At 67.5% G+C, this 24,479-nt stretch carries 17 protein-coding genes and 1 tRNA gene; 7 read left to right on the top strand and 11 right to left on the bottom strand.

Annotated features, from left to right (window positions below; genetic code table 11):
• The first annotated feature begins 16 nt into the window (after positions 1 to 16).
• A complete protein-coding gene (locus AC5JDC_RS17725) occupies positions 17 to 526 on the top strand; it encodes a YciE/YciF ferroxidase family protein (protein WP_495843204.1) in 510 nt (169 codons plus the stop codon).
• A 29-nt stretch (positions 527 to 555) separates the two neighbouring features.
• On the opposite strand, the gene AC5JDC_RS17720 is transcribed toward AC5JDC_RS17725, so the two are convergent.
• The 3 genes from AC5JDC_RS17720 to AC5JDC_RS17710 form a co-directional block, all read right to left on the bottom strand.
• Positions 556 to 759 carry a hypothetical protein gene (locus AC5JDC_RS17720; protein ID WP_495843202.1) on the bottom strand — a complete coding sequence of 68 codons (204 nt, stop codon included), beginning with the start codon at positions 757 to 759 and terminating at the stop codon, positions 556 to 558.
• A 196-nt stretch (positions 760 to 955) separates the two neighbouring features.
• Positions 956 to 1,032, bottom strand: a tRNA-His gene (locus AC5JDC_RS17715).
• 219 nt (positions 1,033 to 1,251) lie between these two features.
• Positions 1,252 to 1,716 (bottom strand): phasin, encoded by a 465-nt coding sequence (locus tag AC5JDC_RS17710; protein ID WP_495843200.1) that lies wholly within the window; start codon positions 1,714 to 1,716, stop codon positions 1,252 to 1,254.
• A 233-nt stretch (positions 1,717 to 1,949) separates the two neighbouring features.
• On the opposite strand from AC5JDC_RS17710, the gene AC5JDC_RS17705 reads away from it, so the two are divergent.
• The 4 genes from AC5JDC_RS17705 (at position 1,950) to AC5JDC_RS17690 (ending at position 10,642) form a co-directional block, all read left to right on the top strand.
• A complete protein-coding gene (locus AC5JDC_RS17705) occupies positions 1,950 to 6,035 on the top strand; it encodes a PAS domain S-box protein (RefSeq protein ID WP_495843198.1) in 4,086 nt (1,361 codons plus the stop codon).
• Positions 6,036 to 6,176: 141 nt separating this feature from the next.
• Entirely contained in the window at positions 6,177 to 7,343 is a 1,167-nt protein-coding gene (locus AC5JDC_RS17700; RefSeq protein ID WP_495843196.1) for an ATP-binding protein, read from the top strand.
• A gap of 262 nt (positions 7,344 to 7,605) precedes the next feature.
• Positions 7,606 to 8,655 (top strand): Fe(3+) ABC transporter substrate-binding protein, encoded by a 1,050-nt coding sequence (locus AC5JDC_RS17695; RefSeq protein ID WP_106773607.1) that lies wholly within the window; start codon positions 7,606 to 7,608, stop codon positions 8,653 to 8,655.
• A gap of 286 nt (positions 8,656 to 8,941) precedes the next feature.
• Positions 8,942 to 10,642, top strand: a complete 1,701-nt coding sequence (locus AC5JDC_RS17690) for an ABC transporter permease (RefSeq protein ID WP_495843194.1) — start codon at positions 8,942 to 8,944, stop codon at positions 10,640 to 10,642.
• Positions 10,643 to 10,926: 284 nt separating this feature from the next.
• On the opposite strand, the gene AC5JDC_RS17685 is transcribed toward AC5JDC_RS17690, so the two are convergent.
• On the bottom strand, positions 10,927 to 12,885 hold the full coding sequence (locus tag AC5JDC_RS17685) for an acetoacetate--CoA ligase (protein ID WP_495843192.1): 1,959 nt from the start codon (positions 12,883 to 12,885) through the stop codon (positions 10,927 to 10,929).
• A gap of 175 nt (positions 12,886 to 13,060) precedes the next feature.
• Here AC5JDC_RS17685 and AC5JDC_RS17680 point away from each other — a divergent pair, with 175 nt between their 5' ends.
• Positions 13,061 to 14,884 (top strand): AsmA family protein, encoded by a 1,824-nt coding sequence (locus tag AC5JDC_RS17680; RefSeq protein ID WP_495843190.1) that lies wholly within the window; start codon positions 13,061 to 13,063, stop codon positions 14,882 to 14,884.
• A 30-nt stretch (positions 14,885 to 14,914) separates the two neighbouring features.
• Here the strand turns inward: AC5JDC_RS17680 and AC5JDC_RS17675 are convergent, their stop codons facing one another.
• The 6 genes from AC5JDC_RS17675 to AC5JDC_RS17650 form a co-directional block, all read right to left on the bottom strand.
• Positions 14,915 to 15,733: an ABC transporter permease gene (locus tag AC5JDC_RS17675; protein WP_106773612.1), complete on the bottom strand. Its 819-nt coding sequence runs from the start codon at positions 15,731 to 15,733 to the stop codon at positions 14,915 to 14,917.
• Positions 15,730 to 16,692 carry an ABC transporter permease subunit gene (locus AC5JDC_RS17670; protein WP_495843187.1) on the bottom strand — a complete coding sequence of 321 codons (963 nt, stop codon included), beginning with the start codon at positions 16,690 to 16,692 and terminating at the stop codon, positions 15,730 to 15,732. Before AC5JDC_RS17670 ends, AC5JDC_RS17675 begins: the two co-directional genes overlap by 4 nt.
• Positions 16,693 to 16,701: 9 nt before the next feature.
• On the bottom strand, positions 16,702 to 17,844 hold the full coding sequence (locus AC5JDC_RS17665; protein ID WP_106773614.1) for an ABC transporter ATP-binding protein: 1,143 nt from the start codon (positions 17,842 to 17,844) through the stop codon (positions 16,702 to 16,704).
• A gap of 68 nt (positions 17,845 to 17,912) precedes the next feature.
• Entirely contained in the window at positions 17,913 to 19,010 is a 1,098-nt protein-coding gene (locus AC5JDC_RS17660; protein WP_106773615.1) for a polyamine ABC transporter substrate-binding protein, read from the bottom strand.
• Between the two features lie 356 nt (positions 19,011 to 19,366).
• Positions 19,367 to 20,314, bottom strand: a complete 948-nt coding sequence (locus AC5JDC_RS17655) for a DMT family transporter (protein ID WP_106773616.1) — start codon at positions 20,312 to 20,314, stop codon at positions 19,367 to 19,369.
• 183 nt (positions 20,315 to 20,497) lie between these two features.
• Positions 20,498 to 21,406: a LysR family transcriptional regulator gene (locus AC5JDC_RS17650; RefSeq protein WP_495843184.1), complete on the bottom strand. Its 909-nt coding sequence runs from the start codon at positions 21,404 to 21,406 to the stop codon at positions 20,498 to 20,500.
• A gap of 151 nt (positions 21,407 to 21,557) precedes the next feature.
• Here AC5JDC_RS17650 and ampC point away from each other — a divergent pair, with 151 nt between their 5' ends.
• A complete protein-coding gene (gene ampC / locus AC5JDC_RS17645; protein WP_495843232.1) occupies positions 21,558 to 22,676 on the top strand; it encodes a class C beta-lactamase in 1,119 nt (372 codons plus the stop codon).
• Positions 22,677 to 22,735: 59 nt separating this feature from the next.
• Here ampC and AC5JDC_RS17640 read toward each other — a convergent pair whose 3' ends face one another.
• Positions 22,736 to 24,205 (bottom strand): helix-turn-helix domain-containing protein, encoded by a 1,470-nt coding sequence (locus tag AC5JDC_RS17640; protein WP_495843182.1) that lies wholly within the window; start codon positions 24,203 to 24,205, stop codon positions 22,736 to 22,738.
• Between the last annotated feature and the right edge of the window lie 274 nt (positions 24,206 to 24,479).

The following is a 24,479-nucleotide window of genomic DNA, read 5'->3' as shown; positions in this document are numbered from 1 at the left end:
GTTCAAGGAGAAGACGATGTCGGATGCACGGGAATGGCTCATCCAATGGCTGCGGGACGCCCATGCCATGGAGGAGCAGGCCGAGACGATGCTGAACGGGGAACTGAGCCGGCTGGAGAACTATCCGGAGCTCAGCGAGCGGATCCGCCTGCATGTGGAGGAAACCAAGGAACAGGCCTCGCGCCTCAGGAACTGCCTCGATGCGCTGGGCGAGGGCACATCCACGATGAAGGACGCGGGCGGCAAGCTGATGGCCATGGGCCAGTCGCTGAGCGGCGTGTTCGCCGGCGACGAGGTGATGAAGGGTTCCCTCGCCGGCTACACCTTCGAGCATATGGAGATCGCGTCCTACACGATCCTCGTTTCGGCGGCCAATGCCCTGGGCGAGGCCGAGATCGCCCGCGTCTGCGAGCAGAATTTGCGCGAGGAAGAGGCGATGGCGGAATGGCTGAAAAACAACCTGCCCAAAACCGCGGAACAGTTTCTGGAGCGGAGCAAGTTCGACAGCGATGCGGCCAAGCGGTAGGCCGACAGTCCGCCGGCGAACAGCGGCGTTCAGGGCTGCACCGGCCTGTCGCCGCCGGTTCCCGCATCCGCCGGCGGCAGCGTCTCGTTGGGCGCGTCGCTGCCGGCATTCTGGTGCAATTCGCGCTTGGCAGGATCGACGGGACCGGAGCCCGCGGACAGGAACAGCACCAGCACGATCGCAAGAATGACGGCCGCGGCTGCGATGGCTATGATTTCCCGGCGTTTTCGCATCAGAATGGCTCCTCGACGGCAGAACACCGGATCGACCGGAAATGTTCCTCGCCGTCGGGACGGTTCCGACGATCCACGCAGGCGGCTTCGCGACCAGTGGCGGTCTGCAAGCGGCAGCCGTCGGAGCTTTTTGGCGCAAGCAGGACATGCAGCGGGAGAAACCGCTTTGCGCAGTCGGAATCTCATGGAAAACTGATGGTACGGTTGGCTGGGATCGAACCAGCGACCTCCGGATCCACAATCCGGCGCTCTAACCAGCTGAGCTACAACCGCACAGGCTGCCTGGACAGGCCCGCGGCACCGCACCGGGCGCCGCTCGCGAGGTGTGAATAAGAGCAAACGCGCAGCATTTCAAGCCGCAAAAGAAAAAGGCCGGCGGGAGGAGGTGCCGGCCTTTTCCTATGTCGCGCCAGCGGGAGGAGGTGCTGGCGGCATATCCCACGGGACAGAGGGAGGAGGAACTGTCCCGCGGGGAGTGATGGGTCGCCGGTGTCAGGCGACCTTGATATCCTTGAACGTCTTCTCGAAGACGTCCTTCAGCGGCTTGGCGACGTCCTCGGCGGCCTTGGTGGAGGCGGCCTGCAGGTCCTTCGCCTGGGCGACGCCGGTCTCGATGCTCTTGCGCACGAAAGCGGTCTGCAGCTCGATCAGCTCGGACAGCGACTTGGCGCCGACCAGCGCCTCGAGATGGGAGAAGCCGAGCTCGGCATTGGCGCGCAGGGCCGCGATCGTCTTCAGCGACAGATCGCCGCCGGCAGCCTTGGCGGATTCGAAGGTGGTCTCGACGGCCTTCTGGGTGCTCTCGGCGCCCGTCTTCAGCTTGGCGTAGACTTCCTTCGACTGCTCGACGCCCTTCTCGGCGAAGGCGCGGAACTGGTCGGTGGCCTTGGAAGCGTCGAAAGTCGGGAATTCAACGGTCTCGGTGAAATCGGCAGGTTTGGTAGCGGTCTTGGACATTTTCCATCCTTTTCGGTGGACGGGCGTGGGCGCCGTCTCGTTCATGCGTAGCCTCCATATAGCGCAATCTTTGCTGCATTGCAACATTATTGTGCGCCGCACCATATCTCGGCCGGATTAACCAAACGCCGAGAAATTCGGCGTCTAGTCAGTCACCCGGTGGACGCGAAAGCGCCCAACTTTTATTAACGATGCGTTAACCCTCAGGGACTCCGTGGGGACAGCGGGCCAGTATGCCATCGACCGCCTATTCGTTCATCGACGTCGCCGTGCTCGAGCCGGTGCGCGAGCGGTTCGCCGCCGGCGACGCCGTCGTCATCCTGTCGACCGACCTCGCCGAACTGCTGTGGGCCAACGGACCCGGTGCGGCGCTGTTCGGCCATGCCGACATCGAGGCGATCGTCGGCGCCGACAGCGGCCTCTCCTTCGCCGCCAGGCGGCAGATCATGGCGACCAGGGGCTATCCCGAAATCGGACGCGACCGCACGGTCGCCGTCCGCCTGTCCGGCGGAGCGGCGGTGATGTTTTCGGCCAGCGCCGTCACCCTGCCCGACGGCGAGGCCGCGATCATGCTGGCGATGCGCGAACCCGCCGAGCGGTCCGCAAAGGCGGCGGCCGAGCAGGCGATCAGCGGCTTCACCAATCCGGGCCACCTTGCCGCGGTCCTCGACGAAGCGGGATCGGTCGAGGCAGCCTCGCAGGGTTTTGCGGCGCTCGACATCGCCCCGCCGGTGCTCGCCGGGCTGGTGGCCGAGGTTGCCGGCGAAGCCGACCGGCTGGTCAAGAAGATCATCCCTGCCGGCACCGGCGGCCTGCCGGCCGGCATCGCGCGGCTCGGCGGCAGGCCGGCGCGGCACCTGCTGGGGGTGGTGGCGGAAGCACAGGCGGCCGACGCCGGCGCGCCGGAGGTCGCCCGCGACGGGCCGACCGATCACCAGCCGACGGTCGACATCACGGAAACCGGCGCCGGCGCGCCCACTTCGACACAGCAGGTCGAGCCTGCCGCCGAGCCGCTTGAGGTGTTCGCGCAGCCGGCGGACGAAGCCGGGCCGACGGCTTTGCCGGCGCACGGCGGCACCGGCGATCCGGATGACGGAGCGACCGCCGCGGCGCCGGCAACCCCCGACGCGGAACCGGACGAGATGGAAGCGGACGAGGCGGAGCCGGCAGCGTCCTTCGGGGAAACGCCGGCCGAGACGCCCGCAAGCGGGACGGTACCCGGCGAAGCCGCGCCGGCCGACGAGGCAGCAGCGGCAGCGGCAGCGGCCGAGACCGAAGAAACACACGAAGCCGAAGAATCGGTGGAGAGCGGGGCTGCCGCGGCCGAGGCGGGCGACAGAGGGACGGAGGCCGACAGCGCGGGTGCCGTCGCTCCCGAAGGTCCGCCCCCACCAGCGCAGGTCATCGACCGGACGGCGCCACCCATCCGCTTCGCCTGGAAGACCGATGCGGCCGGCCGCTTCAGCGCCGTCTCAGCCGAGTTCCTCGCCGCAGTCGGCATGGCCGCCGACGCGGTGATCGGGCGCTCCTTCGCCGACGTTTCCGCCACGCTGGGGATCGATCCCGACCGCGAGATCGCCGGACTGCTGGAACGCCGCGACACCTGGTCGGGCCGTTCGATCCAGTGGCCGGTCGCCGGAGCGGAGTTGCGGCTACCCGTCGATCTGGCGGCGCTGCCGGTGTATTCGCGCGACCGCAGCTTCGAAGGCTTTCGCGGCTTCGGCATCGCCCGCGTCGCCGACATGGTTGCCGACGAGAGCAGGACCGAGACGGCGGCGTCCGACGCCGAGGCGCTTGACGCCGGTGCCGCGCCGGCGGAACACGATGCCGAGGAGCCGTCGGCGGCAGAGCCGGGCGCGGAAGAAGAGGCCGCGGACCCGTTCCGCGGCGAGGTTCCCGCGCTCACGATCGTGCCCAAGCCGGACCGTCGCTCGTCGGACAAGATCATCCGGCTGGCCGAACACAGGCCGCCCGCCGGCGAAAGGAGCCTGTCGACGGTCGAACGCAGCGCCTTCCGCGAGATCGGCGAGAAGCTGCGCAAGGCGGGCGGGCTGGAGAACGGTGACGAGGCGAAGGCGGCCAGCGGGACCGACGCTGCCGAGGCGCCGCACGGCGAGGCCCCGCACGAAGGCGATGCAGACCCGGCCTTCGACGCAAGTGAGATCGAATCCGAGCCGGAAGCGGACAGCGCGGATGCGCCTGCCGGCGGCGGCGCCGTCACCGCCGTGGACGAGGACGGTGCCGAAGCGGCCGAGCCGACCATCCTGCCGGCACCGAGCGCGGCCGAGGCCGGCACCGACCGGCCTTCCGAGGAGACCGGCTTGCACGCCGCCGTGGCAACGGAGGACGGGGAGCATGCCGACGCCTTCGCTTCCGGACTGGAGCTGCAACCGGCACCGACCGAAGCGCCGGTTTCGTCGCCCGACCGCAGCGAAGGCGGACCAATCCACGCCGCCGCGACGGCGGACCTGACCATGCGGGATGCCGACCCGCAGCGGGATGCCGAGATCCACACGATCTCGGTCGAACCGGGCGACGGTCCGGCGGCCGCGGAGTCGCCGCAGCCGGCCGTCGAACCGGCTTTCCAGACCGAACCGGCGCAACCGGCGGCGGATACGATCTCACCCGCCGCCGGCGACGGTGGGCCGGCCCCGGTATCGGCGGAGGAGACGCAGGCGGCTGCGACCAGTACCGAGCCGGAGACGACGCGCACCGAGCCCGACTTGACGATCGAGGTGCAGGAGAAGACCGAACCGGCCGGCGTGACGCCGGTCGCGGCGGCGCGCGCGGCGATCGCGGAACTAAAGACCAACGGCCTCGGCCCGTCGGTCGCCGCCGGTGCACCGCTGCAGGACACGCCGATCCTGTCGCGCCTGCCGGTGCCGCTGCTCATCCATTCCGGCGACGCGCTGCACTACGCCAATGACGAGTTTTTGACGCTGACCGGCTTTGCCTCGCTGGAAGCGCTGACGGAAGCGGGCGGGCTGGACGCCCTGTTCGTCGATCCCTACGGGGAAGAGGCGCAGGACGACGTCGACCGGGCGTTGCGGCTGAAGACGGCCGACGGCACGGTGTTCCCGATCGAGGCGCTGCTGCGCTCCGTTCCCTGGAGCGGCAGGCGGGCGCTGATGCTGGTGGTGCGGCGGACCGGCGAGATGGAAGAGGCCGCCGCCGCGACCGACACCCCCAATGTGGAGATGCTGCGGGCGCGCGTCGCCGAGATGCGGGCGATCATCGACACCGCGACCGACGGCGTGATCCTGATCACCAACGAAGGTGCGATCCGTTCAATCAGCCGCCCGGCCGAGGCGCTGTTCGGGATCGATTCGGACGAGATCAGCGGGAAGGCCTTCGTGTCGCTGTTCGCCATCGAGAGCCAGAGGGCGGCGCGCGACTATCTCGCCGGACTGTCAGACCACGGCGTCGCCAGCGTGCTCAACGACGGCCGCGAGGTGATCGGGCGCGAGGCGCAGGGCCGCTTCATCCCGCTGTTCATGACCATCGGCAAGCTGCCCGGCGACAGCGGCTACTGCGCGGTCGTGCGCGACATCACGCAGTGGAAGCGCGCCGAGGAGGAACTCACGCAGGCGCGCTCGCTGGCCGAGCGGGCGTCGTCGCAAAAATCCGACTTCCTGGCGCGCATCAGCCACGAGATCCGCACGCCGCTCAACGCCATCATCGGCTTCTCCGAGCTGATGATCGACGAGCGCTTCGGCGCCATCGGCAACGACCGCTACCGCGACTACCTGATCGACATCAACCGTTCGGGCAACCATGTGCTCGACCTTGTGAACGACCTGCTCGACATCTCCAAGATCGAGGCCGGCCAGCAGGAGATGGCGCACGAGGCGGTGTCGCTCAACGAGGCGCTGGCGCAGACGGTGGCGATGATGCAGCCGCAGGCCAACCGCGAGCGCGTGATCATCCGCTCCAGCTTCGCCTCGCGCCTGCCGGATGTGGTCGCCGATTCGCGCAGCGTGCGGCAGATCGCGCTCAACCTCTTGTCGAACGCCGTGCGCTACACCCAGGCCGGCGGCCAGGTCATCGTGTCAACCGCCTACGAGCCGTCGGGCGACGTGGTGATGCGGGTGCGAGACACCGGCATCGGCATGACCCAGGCCGAGATCGAGCAGGCGCTGAAACCGTTCAAGCAGATCAACGCGCTGAAACGGTCGCGCGGCGATGGCACCGGCCTCGGCCTGCCGCTGACCAAGGCGATGGTGGAGGCCAACCGCGCCCGCTTCGCCATCAACTCGACGCCCGGCGAAGGCACGCTGGTCGAGGTGACTTTTCCATCAACGCGGGTGCTGGCGACCTGAAGGCGAGCCTCGATCGAGGCCGACCACCCGGCCGCTGCTCCAGCTCGGCTTCCAGAGAGCAACGGCGGGTGCTGCCTGTCGCCAGGTCCACGCTGAGCCATCTTCCTTGCAAAATTGGAATTTGACTCCATAATTACATGGATGATTGAACGCCGCATCACGACCGAACTTACCGAACTGCTGGACAGCATGCCTGCGGTGGCGCTGCTCGGACCCCGCCAGGTCGGCAAGACCACACTCGCGCTCGCCATAGCCGAACAGCGTCCGTCGATCTATCTTGACCTCGAATCCGACGCGGACCGCGCCCGGATTGCCGAGCCGGAGCTTTATCTGGCGGAGCATGAGGACAAGCTGGTCATCCTGGACGAAGTCCATCGGCTGCCGAACCTGTTCCAGAATCTCCGCGGACTGATCGACCGCGGGCGCCGCGGCGGCAGAAGGACCGGCCGTTTCCTCCTGCTCGGATCGGCGTCGATCGACCTCATGAAGCAGTCCGGAGAAACCCTTGCCGGCCGCATTGCCTATGTCGAAATGCACCCCATCGACGGTCTCGAGGTCGGCACCGCCGATCTTGGTCGGATATGGGTACGCGGCGGCTTTCCCGACAGCTTTCTGGCCGCCAGCGACCGCGCCAGCCAGCGGTGGCGGCTGGATTTCATCCGCACCTACCTGGAGCGCGACATTCCCCTCCTCGGCCCGCGTATTCCAGCCGAGACGCTGCGCCGCTTGTGGACGATGCTGGCGCACCACCAGTCGGGTCTGCTCAACGCCGCCGAGTTTGCCCGCGCGCTCGGTGTCGACGGCAAGACCGTCGCGTCCTATCTCGACCTGCTGGTTGATCTTCTGTTGGTCCGCCGGTTGGAACCCTGGCATGCCAATGTCAGCAAGCGCCTGGTCAAATCCCCACGCGTCTACGTTCGGGACAGCGGCATCACCCATGCACTGCTCGGCCTCCCCACTCAGGAAGATGTGCTCGGACATCCGGTGGCCGGCGCGAGCTGGGAAGGTTTCGCGATCGAAACCCTTACCGCTGCCGCCCCCACCGGCACGCTCAGCAATTTCTACCGGACGGCCGGCGGCGCCGAGATCGACCTGCTGCTCACCTTGCCGGGCCAGCGCCTCTGGGCCATCGAGGTCAAGCGAAGCCTGACGCCGAAGGTGGAAAAAGGCTTCCACCAGGCCTGCGAGGATCTTGCCCCGGAGCGACGCATCGTGGTCTTCCCGGGATCGCAGCGTTTTCCGCTCCAGCATGGCATCGAAGCGATGCCCCTGCAGGATGTCGGTCGGGCCTTGCTCGGCGAAGCATGACGCAGGAAGCGGCGGCCTCCCAAATCTTTCGTGACCGGCCCGGGACGACGGCCAATGCTTTCGGGCGTAAGCCGGATATCCATACTCAACTTATTGAAAACATGTCGGAATCCATCCAGTTTAGAATTCTTCTAAACTATTGATATTGTTGGCATTTGTATTGACGGCGGCGGCGGCTTCCTAGAATAGGTTGTTCGTTCCGGAGAGGAACCGCAGAAGAACCGCCCAGGGGCCTTTGCACCCCGCTGACCAGGAGAAGACGATGGCCAAGGGATTGAACCGGTCGAAGCTCGCCGGCTGTGCCGCGCTTGCCTTCGCCACGCTGTTTGCAGGCGCCGCATCCGCCGACGGCACCGTCAACATCTATTCATATCGCCAGCCCGACATCATCAAGCCGGTGCTCGACGCCTTCACCGCAGAGACCGGCGTAAAGACCGAGGTGCTGTTCCTCGACAAGGGGCTGGAGGACCGCATCCTCGCCGAAGGCCAGAACTCGCCGGCCGACGTCATCCTGACCGTCGACATCTCGCGCCTGACCAACGCCAAGGCGAAGGGCGTGACCCAGGCGCTGGACGACGCCACCGTCAACGCCAACCTGCCGGCCGAGTACCGCGACCCCGAGGGCCACTGGTTCGGCGTCACCAAGCGCGCCCGCGTGCTCTACGCCTCCAAGGACCGCGTGAAGGAGACGGCGATCACCTATGCCGAGCTCGCCGACCCGAAGTGGAAGGGCAAGATCTGCATGCGCTCCGGCCAGCACGACTACAATCTCGGCCTGTTCTCGGCGGCGATCGCCCATTGGGGTCCGGAGAAGACCGAGGAGTGGATGAAGGGGCTGAAGGCCAATCTGGCGCGCAAGCCGGACGGCGGCGACCGCCCGCAGGCCAAGGCGATCTTCGCCGGCGAGTGCGACCTGGCGCTCGGCAACACCTATTATGTCGGGCTGATGCGCACCAACGAGAAGGAGCCGGAGGAGAAGGAGTGGGGCAACGCCATCAACGTCGTCTTCCCGACCTTCGAGAACGGCGGCACGCATGTGAACATCTCGGGCGCCGCGCTCGCCAAGAACGCGCCGAACCGCGACAACGCCGTCAAGCTGATCCAGTTCCTGTCGAGCCACAAGGCGCAGCAGGTCTATGCGGCGCAGACCTATGAATATCCGGTCGAGCCGGGGCTGGAGCCGTCGGACGTGGTGAAGGCCTTCGGCACGCTCAACGCCGACACGCTGTCGCTCGACGAGATCGCCAAGAACCGCAAGGCGGCCTCCGAAATGGTCGACCGCGTCGGCCTCGACGACGGCCCGAGCAGCTGAACGCACGCATTCCAATTCGGCGGAGACCGCACTGCGGGCCTCCGCCGAACAGGCGTAAAAATCATCGCCGTGCTCTTTCGCACCCCCCTCTGTCCTGCCGGACATCTCCCCCGCAAGGGGGGAGATCGGCTGGCCGCTTTGCTTTCGCCAATCGCCGACGCGGCAGAATGCGGGCGGAGAGCGAAGCTGCCAATCTCCCCCCTTGCGGGGGAGATGTCCGGCAGGACAGAGGGGGGTGCTCAAGACGCAGGCCGTAACGCGGCCACAACCGCGTGATGGTTCCGCCATGGACCTGACCGCGGCAGACACAAGCCCGGGCGCAAGTCGCCCGCTGCCGGTCCGCCGCGCCCGCCATCCGCTGATGCTGGCGGTGGCGCTGGCCATATCGGCGATCGTGCTGCTGCCGGTCGCGACGCTGACCGTCATCGCGCTGTCGGGCACCGGCGAGGACTGGCCGCATCTGGCCGCCAACGTGCTGCCGACCGCGGCGATCACCACCGCGGTGCTGATCGCCATGGTGTCGGCGGGAACCGCGGTGGTCGGCGTGACCGCGGCATGGCTGGTGGTCGGCTTCGATTTCCCGCTGCGCCGGCTGTTGTCCTGGGTGCTGGTGCTGCCGCTGGCGGTGCCGCCCTATCTGGCGGCCTACGCCTTCGGCGAGTTCTTCCTGTTCACCGGGCCGGTGCAGTCGGCGCTGCGGGTCGTCTTCGGCTTCCACACACCGCAGGACTACTGGTTCCCGGACCTGCGCTCGACGCCGGGGGCGGCCTTCGTGCTCACCTGCGTGCTCTATCCCTATGTCTACCTGACCAGCCGCGTCGTCTTCCTGATGCAGGGCCGCAACATCGGCGACGTGGCGCGCACCCTCGGGGCGCGGCCGGCACGCGTCTTCTTCCGGGTGCTGCTGCCGGTGGCGCGGCCGGCGATCGCCGCCGGCGTCGTGCTGGTGCTGATGGAGACCATCAACGACATCGGCGTCGCCGAATATCTCGGCGTGCGCACGCTGACGGCCGCCGTCTACACGACCTGGATCAACCGCGGCAGCCTGGAGGGTGCGGCGCAGCTCGCCGTGCTGATGCTGATCCTGGTGCTGATGCTGCTCGCCTGCGAGCAGTTCGCCCGGCGGCTGCAGCGCTTCCACAACGCCCGCGCCACGCAGATCAGGGCGCGGCCGCCGCGCGTTCGCCTGAAGGGGCTTGCCGCCGGCGCGGCGCTGGCGGCGGTGGCAACGCCGGTCGTCTTCGGCTTCGGCGTGCCGCTGTGGGTGTTCGGCCGCTACGCCTCGCGGCGGCTCGACAGCCTGATCAACGTCGATCTGGCAAAGGCCTTCCTGAACAGCGTGCTCACCGCCGGCGTGGCTTCCCTGCTCACCGTGGCGATCGCGCTGTTCCTGATCTATGCGGTGCGCGTCTCGCGCTCCGGCCCGATGCGCGTGCTGGTGCGCCTCGCCTCGGTCGGCTACGCCCTGCCCGGCACCATACTCGGCCTCGGCCTGCTCTATTCGCTGGCCAGGGCCGACAATGCGATCGACGCGCTGGCGCGCGCCCATCTCGGCGTCTCGACCGGGCTGCTGATGACCGGGTCGGCGACCGCGGTCGTGCTGGCCTGCACCATCCGCTTCCTGGCGCTGGCCGAGGGCGCGGTGCGGACGGGCCTGGAAAAGCTGCCGGCGAGCCTCGACGAGGCGGCGCGCAGCCTGGGCAAGCCGCCGCTCGCCAGCGCCACGCTGATCCTCGCCCCGCTGCTCAAGCCGGCGATCCTGACGGCGCTGGTGCTGGTCTTCGTCGACACGGTGAAGGAGCTGTCGGCGACGATCCTGCTCAGGCCCTTCGGCTTCAACACGCTGGCGACGCTGGTCTACGAGAACGCCTCGCGCGCGGTGGTCGAGGACGGCGCGGTCGCGGCGCTGCTGATCATCGCCACGGCCACCGTGCCGGTGATGCTGCTGTCGCGCGCGCTGGCGCGCGACCAGGAAGCGTCGCTCTGACGGAAATACCCGAAGCGATCGGGTTCGCAGGGTCGGCCATGGCACGGGCACAAAGAAAAAGGCGCCCTTTCGGACGCCTAGGCTTGATGCTGTCAACTACGGGGGCTTGAGAAAGCAACCCTTGGGAGGGCAGGGATTTCTCCTTCAAGTTGAGGCAACTATGCCGCCCGTTCGTTAACGAGTCCTTACCGCGGAAGGCAAAGCTCTAGCCAACCGTGCCACGTCGGAAATCTAGGTAAATTTGATCGAAAGATTTGGTTTACCATGTTCGGCCCGGGCCCCCGTCAGGCCTTGAGCTGGGGAAGATCGCGATAGAGCTCCAGCGCCTCGGGATTGGCCAGCGCCTCCTTGTTCTTGACCGGGCGGCCGTGCACCACCTCGCGCACCGCGAGCTCGGTGATCTTGCCCGACTTGGTGCGCGGAATGTCGGCGACGGCGACGATCCTGGCCGGCACGTGGCGCGGGCTAGCACCGGTGCGGATTTTCGCGCGGATGCGCTTTTCCAGCTCCTCGTCGAGCGAGACACCCGCCGCCAGCCGCACGAACAGCACGACGCGGACGTCGTCGTCGAAATCCTGGCCGATGCACAGCGCCTCGGCGATCTCCGGCATCTGCTCGACCTGGTTGTAGATCTCGGCCGTGCCGATGCGCACGCCGCCGGGGTTGAGGGTGGCGTCGGAACGGCCGTGGATGATCAAGCCGCCATGTTCCGTCCATTCGGCGAAATCGCCATGGCACCAGATGTTGTCGAAGCGCTCGAAATAGGCGCCGCGGTACTTCTTGCCGTCCGGATCGTTCCAGAAGCCGATCGGCATGGACGGGAACGCCTTGGTGCAGACGAGCTCGCCCTTCTCGCGCTCGACATGCAGGCCGTCGTCGTCCCACACGTCCATCGCCATGCCGAGGCCGGCCGCCTGGATCTCGCCGCTCCACACCGGCAGGGTCGGGACGCCGAGCACGAAGCAGGAGACGATGTCGGTGCCGCCGGAGATCGAGGCGAGATGCACGTCCGCCTTGATCCCCTCATAGACGAAACGGAAGCCCTCCGGCGACAGCGGCGAGCCGGTGGAGAGCACCGCCCGAACGGTCGAGAGCGTGTGCGTGTCGAGCGGCCTCAGCCCGGCCTTGCGCACGGAATCGATGAATTTCGCCGAGGTGCCGAAATGGGTCATGCCTTCCCGGTCGGCATAGTCGAACAGGATGTTGCCGGAGGGATGGAACGGCGAGCCGTCATAGAGCAGCAGCGTCGCCCCGACTGCGAGCCCCGACACCAGCCAGTTCCACATCATCCAGCCGCAGGTGGTGAAGTAGAAGACACGGTCGCCCTCGCGCACGCCGGCATGCAGCCGATGCTCCTTGACGTGCTGCAAAAGCGTTCCGCCGGCCGAATGGACGATGCATTTCGGGATGCCGGTCGTGCCGGAGGAATAGAGGATGTAGAGCGGATGGGCGAAGGGCAGCGGCTCGAAGGCGACCGGCTTCGCCGCGAAGCCGGCGGTTGCCGACGCCAGCGTGTCCGCGCCCGGAACGGCCGCCGCCGCCGCCTCGGCACTGCCGAGATAGTCGACGATCAGCACCTTGCGCAGGCTGGGCAGCTTCGCAGCGACAGCCGCCACCTTGGCGGCAACGTCGATCGCCTTGCCGTTGTACCAGTAGCCGTCGGGCGCGATGAAGACGACCGGCTCGATCTGGCCAAAACGGTCGAGCACGCCCTGCTCGCCGAAATCGGGCGAACAGGACGACCAGACGGCGCCGATCGAGGCCGTGGCGAGCATCGCGGCGATGGTCTCGGGCATGTTCGGCATCATGGCGGCGACGCGGTCGCCCGCCTTCACGCCCAGCGATCGCAGGAGCTGCTGCAGCTTCGATACAAGCGCGTGCAGGTCGTCCCAGGAAAAGCGGCGCTCGACCTTGTCCTCGCCGCGGAAGACCAGGGCGTCGCCGCTGCCCGTCCTGCGCAGCAGGTTTTCCGCGAAATTCAGGCGTGCGTCGGGAAAGAAGGCGGCGCCGGGCATGCGGTCGCCGTCGATCAGCAGGCGATCGCCCTTGTCGCCGCGGATGGCGGCAAAATCCCACACCAGCGACCAGAAGGCGGCACGATCCTCGACCGACCAGCGATGCAGCTCGGCATAACTGCCGAACCGCCTGCCGGCAGCGCTTTCGACAAGCCCCGTGAAGGCCGTGATTGGCGCCTCGCCGATACGCGCCGCATCCGGAATCCACAGTGGCTGCGTGCTGCTCATGCTTTTCCTCCCGACACCGCACCGCTCATGCATAGTGCACTGCACAAGCGCAAAAAGCACACAAGCGTACCAACGGCAAGCGTCATTGGCCGACCACAATCGGTTGAAATGCCGCGCCAGTCCGCTAAACCCGGAAGCCGGCTGACCGCGTTCCAAGAAGGGCTTGATCGAGCATATGCCATCGTCAACGCTGAGGCGGAGCATCTGGGTACTCGCGGCCGCGACCGTGCTCGCCGCCGCGGCGCTCGCGATAATCCCCTACGTCGCCTCCACCCGCATCGTGCGCGACCGCATCGCCGCCGAGATCGGCACCTGGAGCGGCTACCGCGTCGAGATCGGCGCGCCGCCCGAGCTGGTGATCTGGCCGCAATTGCACGCGGTGCTGACAGATATCACCTTTTCCGACCCGGCGTCGGCGTCCGGTAACCCCGTCGGAACCGTCGAGCGGATGGAGATCGAGCTCGCTCCGCTGGCGGCGATGCGCGGCGACGCCGTCTTCACATCGGCAACGCTGGTGCGGCCCACCCTTGCCGTCGGCACGGACGGCGATCCGCTGACCGTCTTCGCGGGCAAGGGGCGCATCCGCGCGGCCGTGGAGCGGACCCGCGCCACTCTTGCGGAGAAAGGCCCTGCCGCGGCACGCGCCGACCTGCCGGACGATGCGTTCGGCAGCCTGCGGATCGTGCAGGGCCGCATCGTCGGTCCGGATGGCGGCGCGGCGGAACCGCTGGCGACCGGCATCGAAGGCAGCATCGACTGGCCCGCCTTCGACGAGGCAGGCAGCCTCGCTTTGCGCGGCAGCTGGCGCGGCGAGGCCGTGCGGCTCGAGCTCGGCAGCGCCAATCCGCTGCTGCTGATGGCCGGAGCCGCGGCACCGCTGCGCGTCTCCGCTTCGGCCGCTCCCGCCTCCGCTTCCTTCGACGGCACCGCCACGCTCGCCGCAATTCCGTTCCTCAACGGCCGGATCAGCCTCTCCGCGGGTTCGTTCGACCGGCTCGCCAACTGGCTGGGCACCGACAACCCGGACTGGGAGAACCTGCGCGCCTTCTCGCTTTCAGGCGCGGTCTCCAGCGACGACCGCCGCATCAAGCTGGAAGAGGCCAGCCTGCAGGTCAACGAGGCCAGGGCGACCGGCGCCGTCGAGCTGGTGTTGCGGTCCGGCGGGCCCGCGGTGTCCGGGTCGCTCGCCTTCGACAGCGTCGGGTTCGACCAGGTGCTGAAGGCGCTGCTGCCGCTGACGGGAAGCCGACCGGAGCCGGACGGGGCACCGGCCGGCGATCATCTGCTTCTGGACATGCGGCTCTCCGCCGACCGCGCCGCCATGGGCGGCCTGCAGATGGCGGAAGTCGCGGCCGCCATACAGGCCCGCAAGGGATCTGTGGCGCTCGACATACTCGACGCCCGCTCTCTTGGCGGCGAATTCCGGGCGGGCATGCGCTTTACCAGGCAGGCCGCCGGGATCGGCGCCGAGATGACGCTTACCGCCTCGAACGTCGACGGCCGCGCCTTCGGAGCCGCCGCGGGGATGACGCAGCTCGTGCCGAGCGGGCGCGGCGCGGTGTCGCTGACGCTCCGCGGCGAAGGCAGCGACGCCCGGTCCGCGCTGCAGTCCGGCAGCGGCAGCTTCGCCGCGCGCTTCGGCGCCGGGACGCTGTCGCGGTTCGATCTCACGACCTTCCTGGAGCTCTGCCGCAAGGGCGGCTTCTTCTCGCTGGCCGAGACCGCCAATGGCGAGTTGCAGATCGACGGCCTCGACCTCGGCGCCGAGATCGTCGCCGGCGTCGCCCGGATCGACGAGGCGGAAGCGCGCTTCGGCGATCGCCGGCTGTGGATTTCCGGCCTCGCCTCCTACGCCGATCTCGGGCTGGCGCTGACCGGCGGGATCGGCCCGCTCAGGCCGCCCGCCCCGCCGAACCCGCTCCCGGACGAGGCCGGTTTCTTCGTCGGCGGCTCCTGGGCGGCCCCGCTCATCTCGCCGACGGCGCCGGCAGGGAATTGAACGGCCGCGGCCGCGGCGCGGCCGTGCCCCCTATCCCCGCTGGGCGGCCTGCTCGTCTCGCGCCCGCTGCACCTCGCGGCGCTTGTTGGCGACCGAGGCGATGATGACGCCGACGGCGACGATGGCGATCAGCAGCGTGCAGGCGGCGTTGATCTCCGGCGTCACGCCGAGGCGCACCTGCGAATAGATCTTCATCGGCAGCGTGGTGGCACCCGGCCCCGAGGTGAAGCTGGCGATGACGAGATCGTCGAGCGAGAGCGTGAAGGCCAGCATCCATCCCGACACGATGGCCGGCAGGATCACCGGCAGGGTGATCTGGAAGAAGGTCTTCACCGGCGGCGCGCCGAGGTCCATCGCCGCCTCCTCGAGGGAGCGGTCGAAGGTCATCAGCCGCGACTGCACCACCACGGCGACGAAGCACATGGAGAATGTGATGTGGGCGAGCGTCACCGTGAAGAAGCCGCGGTCGAGCCCGATGGCGACGAACAGGAGCAGCAGCGACAGGCCGGTGATGACTTCCGGCATGACCAGCGGCGCGAATACCATGCCGGAAAACAGGATTCGCCCGCGAAAGCGCGTGTAGCGGGTGAGCGCAAGCGCGGCCAGCGTGCCGAGCACCGTCGCCACCGTCGCCGAGATGAAGCCGACGCGGATCGTCACCCAGGCGGCGTCCATCAGGCCCTGGTTGTTGAACAGCGACACGTACCACTTGGTGGAGAAGCCGCCCCACACCGTCACCAGGCGGGACTCGTTGAAGGAGAAGACGACGAGCAGCACGATCGGCAGATAGAGGAAGGCGAAGCCGAGCACGATCGAGACGATGTTGAAGCGCGTCCAGTTGCCGCTCATCTGCCCTGCTCCTGGGCGCGCGCCTGCGCGTTCTGGAAGATCATGATCGGCACGATGAGGATCAGCAGCAGGATCACCGCCACGGCCGACGAGACCGGCCAGTCGCGATTGGCGTTGAATTCGTTCCACAAGGTCTTGCCGATCATCAGCGTCTCCGAGCCGCCGAGCAGGTCGGGGATGACGAACTCGCCGACGGCCGGGATGAAGACCAGCATGCAGCCGGCGACGACGCCGGGCAAAGACAGCGGGAAGGTGATCTTCCAGAAGGCGCTGATGGGCGGGCAGCCGAGGTCCTGCGCGGCCTCGATCAGCGAATAGTCCATCTTCTCCAGCGAGGAGTAGAGCGGCAGCACCATGAAGGGCAGGTAGGAATAGACGATGCCGATGAAGATGGCCGTATGGGTGTTCAATATGACCAGCGGCGTGTCGATGATGCCGGTCGCCAGCAGCACCTGGTTGAGCAGGCCCTCGGGCTTGAGGATGCCGATCCAGGCGTAGACGCGGATCAGGAAGCTCGTCCAGAACGGCAGGATGACGAGCATCAGCAGGGTCGGCCGGATGGATGCCGGCGCGCGCGCCATGCCGTAGGCGATGGGATAGGCGATGAGCAGCGCCAGAACGGTCGAGATGCCGGCGATGACGACGCTCGACACATAGGCGTTGAAATAGAGCGCATCCTCGGTCAGCCAGACATAGTTGTCGAAATTGAGCTGGCTCAGCGCATCGAAGAAACCGTCGACGCCGAACACCGGCGTATAGGGCGGCATGGCGATCGCCGTCTGCGACAGCGAAATCTTGAAGACGATGAAGAACGGGACGAGGAAAAAGAACGTCAGCCACAGATAGGGAACAACGATCACCAGCCGGCCGGTGATGGCGCCCAGCAGCGTGCCGGACGCCGCGGATGCGGTTTGGGCCGCCTGGATCGTGGGCGAGGAAGATACTGCCGTGTCGGCCATCTTCCCCTCCTACCGCGTCAGCACGACGCCGGCATCCGGCGCGAAGGACACCCAGGCGCGGTCGTTCCAGCTCAGCGGATCCTCGGTGATACGCGAGCTGTTGAGCGCGCTGGCCTTGAGCACCTGCCCGTCGGCCAGCCTGACGTGGTAGACGGTCATGTCGCCGAGATAGGCGAGGTCGTAGATCTCGCCCTCCATGACATTGGCCGTGCCTTCCGCCGGCGGGCGCGACGACACTTTTATCTTCTCCGGGCGGATGGCGAAGGCGACCGTGTTGCCCGCGGCCGCGTCGCCGGCATTCTCCACAACGATCTCAGCGCCGCTGGCGCCGGTTATCCTTGCGCGGTTTTCGGTGCGCTCGGCGACGGTGCCTTCCAGCATGTTGACGTTGCCGACGAAGCTGGCGACGTAGCGCGAGCCCGGCGCCTCGTAGACTTCGGCCGGGGTGGCGACCTGCATCACCTCGCCCTTGTCGAGGATGGCGATGCGGTCGGCCATCGTCATCGCCTCTTCCTGGTCGTGCGTGACGATGACGAAGGTGAGGCCGAGCGACTGCTGCAGGTCCATCAGCTCGAACTGCGTCTCCTCGCGCAGCTTCTTGTCAAGCGCGCCGAGCGGCTCGTCGAGCAGCAGCACCTTCGGGCGCTTGGCCACCGAGCGGGCCAATGCGACGCGCTGGCGCTGGCCGCCGGAGAGCTGGTGCGGCTTGCGCTTGGCGAACTGCGTCAGCTTGACCAGCTTCAGCATGTCGGCGACGCGCGTCTCGATCTCCGGCTTCGGCATGCCCTCCTGCTTCAAGCCGAAGGCGATGTTCTGCTCGACCGTCATGTGCGGGAACAGCGCGTAGGACTGGAACATCATGTTGACGGGGCGGCGATAGGGCGGGATGCCGCGCAAATCCTGCCCGTCGAGCAGGATGCGGCCCGAAGTCGGCTCGTCGAAGCCGGCGAGCATTCGGAGCAGCGTCGACTTCCCGCAGCCGGACGCGCCGAGCAGCGCGAAGAACTCGCGCTCGTAGATCGACAGGGACAGGTTGTTGACCGCGGTGAAGTCGCCGAACCGTTTCGTGACGTTCTCGAAGGCGATGTACGGCCTGGCGTCAGGATCGTTCCACGGCGCGAACGACCTGCGGATGCTGCCGAGCGATTTCATTGTCCCTGTCCCCTGTCCCCTGTCCCCGACATGAAAGTCCCGGCGGGATGACCGCCGGGACCTTTGCTTCACTGCCCCGTGGTGATCCTGGTCCAGGAGCGCGTCAGCAGACGCTGCGACTTCGGATCGTAGGGGGCCACGGTGAACAGTTTCTGCAGAGTAGCTTCGTCCGGATAGATCGCCGGGTCGTCGAGAATCTCCTTGTCGATGAACTGCTGCGAGGCCTTGTTGCCGTTGGCGTAGAAGATGTAGTTCGAGGCCTTGGCGGCGACCTCCGGCTTCATGATGTAGTTCAGGAACTCATGCGCCTCTGCGGCATGCGGCGCGTCGGCCGGGATGGCCATCTGGTCGAACCACATCTCCGCGCCTTCCTTCGGCACCACGAAGTCGACGGTGACGCCCTGGTTGGCTTCCGAGGCGCGATCGCGGGCCTGGAAGACGTCGCCGGACCAGCCGACCGCCAGGCAGATGTCGCCGTTGGCGAGCGCGTTGATGTATTCGGAGGAGTGGAATTTGCGGATGCTCGGCCGGATCGCCAGCATCGCCTCCTCGGCCTTGGCGAAATCCTCGGCCGTGTTGGCTTCGGGGTCCATGCCGAGATATTTGAAGGTGGTGGGGATGATGTCCTGCGGGGAATCGAGCACGTAGACGCCGCAATCCTTCAGCTTGGCGAGATTCTCCGGCTTGTAGAAGACGTCCCAGCTGTCGACCTTGTCGATGCCGAGGGCCGCCTTCACCTTGTCGACATTGTAGCCGATGCCGACCGTGCCCCACATGTAATTGATCGAATATTCGTTGCCGGGATCGTATTTGGCGGTGCGCTCGTTGACCACGTCCCACATGTTGGAAATGTTCGGCAGCTTCGACTTGTCGAGCTTCTGGAACACGCCGGCCTGGATCTGGCGGGCGAGGAAGTTGGCGGTCGGCACCACGACGTCATAACCGGTGCCGCCGGCAAGCAGCTTGGTCTCCAGTATCTCATTGGAATCGAAGACGTCGTAGACGACCTTGATGCCGGTTTCCTTGGTGAACTCGTCGATGATCGAGCTATCGATATAGTCCGACCAGTTGTAGACGTTGACGACCCGCTCCTGCGCGCCGGCGCCGGCGGCGAAAACGGTCAGAAGGGCCGTGGCTGCGGACAGCCGGAGCGCGTTTCGGATCATGATGTTCTCCTCTTCAACTGTTCCCGGCGGACGCGCGCTTCGGATGGTTCGGCGTCCGGTTTTCAACAAAGATTATTGGCGTTGCGGCGGTGCGACAAGCCGGATTTGACCGGCGGACATTTCGTCCCAGCCCGGCCGCGACGAAGCCGGGCACGGGCAAGCCTACGAATCCTCCGGAGGAGTGGGAAGTCGCGTTCGACAGGACCGCAAGGGCGGCTGCCGAGCGCCGGCACGCGGACCGGATCGTTTTTCTGAAACCTGCACGGCCCTCGATGCGGCCCGCTGCGGATGCTGGCAAGATACGCCTGTCGGTTTGTTCAGACGGCGGTCAAGGTGCGCCCTGGACCGCGAAGCTGTCAATGGGGCGCGGGAATTCCGGTGACGCCGGGCCGTGCCGGACGGGACTGCCGCCGCAACTGCATGCCGATATGCGCCAGCAGCGCGGCAAACACCACCGCGCCGCCGACGACGGTGCGGGCGGAGGGGACCTCGCCATGGATCAGCCAGACCCATAGCGGACCGGCAATGGTCTCGAAGGTGCCGAGCAGCGCGGCCATGGAGGCCGGCACCAGCCGGGCGCCGCTGGCGAACAGCGCCATGCCCAGCCCGAGATTGAGCGCGCCGAAAGCGAAGAGCAACCCCAGGTCACGCAGGGAAACCGCCAGCGACCCGGACATGACGAAGCCGACGGCGCAGGCGACGATGGTGCCGAAGCAGACGGCCGAGGTCATGCGCACGCCCGAATAGCGGCGGGTGATCACGGTTGCGGACGCGAAGGAAACGGCGATGGTCATGGCGAGCAGGTCGCCGACCGGCGAGATACGGCCGTCGAAGGAACCCGACACCATGACCGCCACGCCGGCCAGCACGGCGAAGATCGCCACCCAGGTCGCCGCCGACACCTTGTCGCGAAAGAACACCCAGCCGAGCAGGGCGGCGATCAGCGGCACGCCGGCATTGATCAGGAGCACGTTGGCGATGGTGGTGTGGGCGATGGCGAGCACGAAGCAGGTGGAGGCGGCGGTGAAGAACAGCCCGACCGCCACGCCCGGCCAACCCATCTGCCGGAACTGCAAGGCGGCCCCGCGGGGCCCGTCACGCAAGAGCAGGAATCCGAGCAGGAACAGAGCGGCGAACAGCGAGCGCCAGAACACGATGGTCCAGTCGTCGTCCGCCTCGAGGAAGCGGGCGATGGCGCCGCCGGTGCTCCAGGCGAAGGCCGACAGGAAGACCAGCAGCATGCCGATCCGCTCCTCGCCTTGCGAGGAGGCGGGTGCCGGTTGCGCAGCGGTCATATCGGTCATCGCGGCAAAGGCCCGTCGCCAGGGAGGCAGGGCGCGGTCCGCCCCGGCCGGAGATCACGTCGGCTCCGCTTCGCCTAGCGGATGATCGCCATGCTGGCGTGATCCAGGCAAGGCATCCGGTTGGGACAATTCGCGGCCGATGCAGGCGAGCATGGCCGGAATGCTCCGCTGCCGGCCATCGGACTAGCCGGGCGCCTCGCCGGGCGGTTCTCGCCGAAACTCGGGCTCCTGAGCTACGATCCAGCCGGCGAACGCCAGCATGGCGGCGGTCGGCTGCCGCGACTTGAGCCTGGTCAGCCAGTAGCTGCCGAGCGAAATGGAGGCGCGGAACGGCCGCCGGATCGAGCCGTTGCGCAACTGGCGCGAGAACATCAGCGCGGGAGCCAGGGCGACGCCCACGCCCTGCTCGGCCGCCTCCATCATGGCGAGCGAGGAGTCGAAGACGATGGCGCCGGCAAGGTTCGGCGGAGCCTCGACGCCGGCGGCAGCGAACCAGCGGCTCCATTCGTCGGCGCGATAGCTGCGCAGCAGCGTGAGTTCGCCGAGATCCTGCGGAGAGCGGAGCGCGGCGGCCAGGGCGGGGGTGCAGAGCGGCGTCAGCGGCGCCTCGAACAGTTCGGTCGCATCGAGGCCGTGCCAGGCGCCGTTGCCGAAGCGGATGGAAAAATCCAGCCCTTCGGCAGCCAGGTCGACGCGGTTGTTGTTGGTGGACAGCCTCAGCTCGACGAAGGGGTGCGCGCGCCTGAAGCTTTCGAGCCGCGGCAGCAGCCAGCCGACCGCGAAGGTGCCGACCGCTCCCACCACCAGCAATTCGCGGACCTTTCCCGAGCCGACCCGGTCGAGCGTCGTTGCCAGGCGGTCGAAGGCATCGCTCACGACCGGCAGCAGCGCCTCGCCCTCTGCCGTGATCCTGAGGCCGCGCGGCAGCCGGCGGAACAATTGCACGCCCATTCGCTGCTCGAGGGTGCGGACCTGCTGGCTGACGGCAGCCTGCGTCACGGAAAGCTCGATGCCGGCCCGGGTGAAGGAGAGATGGCGGGCCGAGGCCTCGAAAGCCCGCAACGCGTTGAGCGGAAGATAAGGCCGAACCATTGACGATGCCCCAGGAAAACTTATGGCTGGACCGACTTATCATCGTTTGTGGGCAGTTCCAGCGGGTCATAAACCGGTCCCTGTCCAAACCGAGGAGTTCGCCTTGTCCAAACGATCCCACGTAAAGCTCGCCGCAGGCCTGCTTGCCTGCATGCTGGGCGGCCTATCTGGTGCCTTCGGCGCCAGCCCCGAGGACGCGAGGGTGCGGCAGCTGGTGGACGAGGCGGTGAAGCCGGTGATCGAGCAATACGGCATACCGGGCATGGCGGTTGCCGTGACCATCGCCGGCGAGCATCACTTTTTCGAGTACGGCCTGGCGTCGAAGAAGCCGCGGGTCGCCGTCACGCGCGATACGCTGTTCGAGCTGGGCTCGATCAGCAAGACCTTCACGGCGACCCTTGCCGCCTATGCCGAGGTCGAAGGCAAGCTTTCATTGACCGACAGCGTCAGCGACCACATGCCGGAGCTCAAGGGAAGCGCGCTGGACGCGGTGCGCGTGCTCGATCTCGCCACCCACACGACGGGCGGTTTTCCGCTGCAGCTGCCGGACGACGTCAAGAACCAGAAGCAGCTCGTCGCCTATTATCGCGGATGGAAGCCGCAGTTCGAGCCCGGCACGCACCGCAGCTATGCCAATCCCAGTGCCGGCCTTCTCGGCATCGTTGCCGCAAAGGCCATGGGGTCGAGCTTCAAGGCGCTGATGGAAGAAAAGCTGTTCCCGCAGCTCGGCCTGCAACGCACCTATATCGACGTCCCCAAGGGCGAGATGAAATCCTACGCCTGGGGATACAACCGGCGGGACAAGCCGGTGCGGGTCACGCCCGCGCTGCTGGCGCACGAAGCCTATGGGGTCAAGTCGAACGCCGTCGACATGATCCGCTACGTCGACGTGAACATGGGCATCGCAATCGTGCCCGGCCCTGTCGCGCGGGCGGTCGATGCGACGCATGTCGGCTATTTCCGCGCCGGCGAGATCGTCCAGGACCTGATCTGGGAGCAGTATCCCTACCCGGTCGCGCTGGACAGGATGCTCGCCGGCAATTCCCCGGAGATGGCCCGGAGCGCCACGCCGGCCAAAGCGATCGAACCGCCGATGCCGCCGCAGGCCGACGTGATCGTCAACAAGACCGGCTCGACCGGCGGCTTCGGCGCCTATGTCGCCTACATCCCGGCGAAGAAGATCGGCATCGTCATGCTCGCCAACAAATTCTATCCCAATGCCGAGCGGGTGAAGGCTGCGTATGCGGTGCTTTCGGGGCTGGCGGAGTAGTCGGAGTCGACGGCGGAACGGAACCAGAGCACGCTGACCTCGACGCGAGCCCCTTCGCCTCACTGAAAATCGAAGGCGCTCAGACCCGTCACCATCTCGTCCAGCCCCAGCGGGCGGGTGACCGGCGGCTCGGCGCGGGCGAGGCAGCCGACGCGCTCGCACAGCCGGCAGGCCGGGCCGATCGAGGTCGCAACGAACTCGCGCGGTCTTGCGGAAATGCCGCCCGCAGCGGCTGAACGCGTGTACGGCGCGGCGGGAAGAGCCGCGCCGTACACGGTCTCGTCCGTGAAGCCGATGTCGCAGCCCAACAGAAGCGCGGTTCGGCGCGGCCGCTCGTCGAAGGCGCCCTGCGGCCCTTCCAGCGTGCGGGCGACGGTCAGGAAGGCGGCGCCGTCCGGCATCTCGACGGCTTCGACCAGGACCTGGCCTGGCTGGCCGAAGGCGGCGTGGACGGCGAGCTTCGGGCAGCCGCCGCCGAAGCGGTTTTGCGGAAAACCCTGGCTGCCTGCCCGGCGAAACCGGTTGCCGGCATTGTCGACCTCCAGCATGAAGAACGGGATGCCCACAGCCCCCGGCCGCTGCAGCGTCGTCAGCCGGTTGGCCGCCTGCTCGAAGGAGACGCCGAAGCGCGAGCGCAGCACGTCGACGTCGTAGCGGGCGCGGACAGCGGCCGCGTGGAAGGCGGCGTAGGGCATCATCAGGGCGTGCGCGCCATAGCGGCCGAGCTCGAAGCGGGCGAGGCGACGCGCCTCGTCCGACGACAGTTCCAGCGCCTGGATCTCCGCTGCCACCGCCGCGCGCATGCGGATGAGGCACGCCTCCATCGCCACCTCGCGCAGCCTATCGAAGGGCGACAGGCGCTCGGAAATGAAGAGACGCTGCGAATGGCGGTCGTAGCGGCGGCGCCAGTTGGGCATGGTGGCGGCCGGCAGCACCCGCACGGCGATGCCGTATTCGCGCTTCAGCCAGGCCTTCAGCGCGCCGAACAGATCGTCGCCGGGCTCGAGCGCGGCGGCGAAGGCTTCCGCTTCCTCCTCCAGGGCCGCAAAATGGTTGGGCCGCCGCTCGAACACGTCGCGCACCTCGTCGGCCGGCAGGCGCGCCGCCGAAAGGGCGCTGCCGCGCCCTTCCCGCGCCAGCAGTTCCGATAGACCGGACAGCCGCTCCGCCTGCTCGCGATAGGCGCGGAAAAGCTTGATCACGCCCGCGGCCGCGTTGGGTGCGGCCTCGGCCACCTCGACCAGCTCCTGGTCGCCCGGCAGCTCGCCGGCCAGCAGCGGATCGGAAAACACCTCCTTCAGCGCCGCCACCGAGCCCCGCGCCTCGCCCTGCAGCTCCTCCGGCTCGACCTTGTAGGCCGAGGCGAGCTTGAGGATGAGCTGGACGGTGAGCGGCCGCTGGTTGCGCTCGATCAGGTTGAGATAGGAGGGCGAGATGCCGAGCCCCTCGGCCATCGCCGTCTGGGTGAGGCCCTTGGCATTGCGGATGCGGCGGATGCGCGGACCGGCGAAGATCTTTTGGTCGGGCATGGGTCAGCAGCCCGACTTCGGGATGTTTTTGCCGCCACACGCGTCTACGCCGGGATTCTTCCCACCCCCCTCCGGCCTGCCGGCCATCTCCCCCGCAAGGGGGGAGATGGCCGGCTTAGGCTCCTCCGCCCCTTCTGCAATGCCGGCGGTTGGCGAAAGCCGCGCGGCCGACCAGTCTCCCCCCTTGCGGGCAGGGCAATCGCATATGCCGATGATGACCGTCATTCCGGGGCCGCGCAGCGGAACCCGGAATCCAGAGCGTTGGTGTCGAAGG

This window comes from Kumtagia sp. (assembly GCF_059502445.1).
The sequence above is the reverse complement of the archived record's forward strand: the minus strand, read 5'-3'. Positions and strand labels throughout refer to the sequence as shown.

Coding starts and splice junctions, on each gene's coding strand:
- AC5JDC_RS17675 (WP_106773612.1), bottom strand. CDS start 15,733: ATGAGCGGCAACTGGACGCGCTTCAACATCGTCTCGATCGTGCTCGGC.
- AC5JDC_RS17680 (WP_495843190.1), top strand. CDS start 13,061: ATGCCATCGTCAACGCTGAGGCGGAGCATCTGGGTACTCGCGGCCGCG.
- AC5JDC_RS17690 (WP_495843194.1), top strand. CDS start 8,942: ATGGACCTGACCGCGGCAGACACAAGCCCGGGCGCAAGTCGCCCGCTG.
- AC5JDC_RS17670 (WP_495843187.1), bottom strand. CDS start 16,692: ATGGCCGACACGGCAGTATCTTCCTCGCCCACGATCCAGGCGGCCCAA.
- ampC (WP_495843232.1), top strand. CDS start 21,558: ATGCTGGGCGGCCTATCTGGTGCCTTCGGCGCCAGCCCCGAGGACGCG.
- AC5JDC_RS17720 (WP_495843202.1), bottom strand. CDS start 759: ATGCGAAAACGCCGGGAAATCATAGCCATCGCAGCCGCGGCCGTCATT.
- AC5JDC_RS17710 (WP_495843200.1), bottom strand. CDS start 1,716: ATGTCCAAGACCGCTACCAAACCTGCCGATTTCACCGAGACCGTTGAA.
- AC5JDC_RS17725 (WP_495843204.1), top strand. CDS start 17: ATGTCGGATGCACGGGAATGGCTCATCCAATGGCTGCGGGACGCCCAT.
- AC5JDC_RS17660 (WP_106773615.1), bottom strand. CDS start 19,010: ATGATCCGAAACGCGCTCCGGCTGTCCGCAGCCACGGCCCTTCTGACC.
- AC5JDC_RS17695 (WP_106773607.1), top strand. CDS start 7,606: ATGGCCAAGGGATTGAACCGGTCGAAGCTCGCCGGCTGTGCCGCGCTT.
- AC5JDC_RS17700 (WP_495843196.1), top strand. CDS start 6,177: ATGATTGAACGCCGCATCACGACCGAACTTACCGAACTGCTGGACAGC.
- AC5JDC_RS17685 (WP_495843192.1), bottom strand. CDS start 12,885: ATGAGCAGCACGCAGCCACTGTGGATTCCGGATGCGGCGCGTATCGGC.
- AC5JDC_RS17705 (WP_495843198.1), top strand. CDS start 1,950: ATGCCATCGACCGCCTATTCGTTCATCGACGTCGCCGTGCTCGAGCCG.
- AC5JDC_RS17655 (WP_106773616.1), bottom strand. CDS start 20,314: ATGACCGATATGACCGCTGCGCAACCGGCACCCGCCTCCTCGCAAGGC.
- AC5JDC_RS17650 (WP_495843184.1), bottom strand. CDS start 21,406: ATGGTTCGGCCTTATCTTCCGCTCAACGCGTTGCGGGCTTTCGAGGCC.
- AC5JDC_RS17640 (WP_495843182.1), bottom strand. CDS start 24,205: ATGCCCGACCAAAAGATCTTCGCCGGTCCGCGCATCCGCCGCATCCGC.
- AC5JDC_RS17665 (WP_106773614.1), bottom strand. CDS start 17,844: ATGAAATCGCTCGGCAGCATCCGCAGGTCGTTCGCGCCGTGGAACGAT.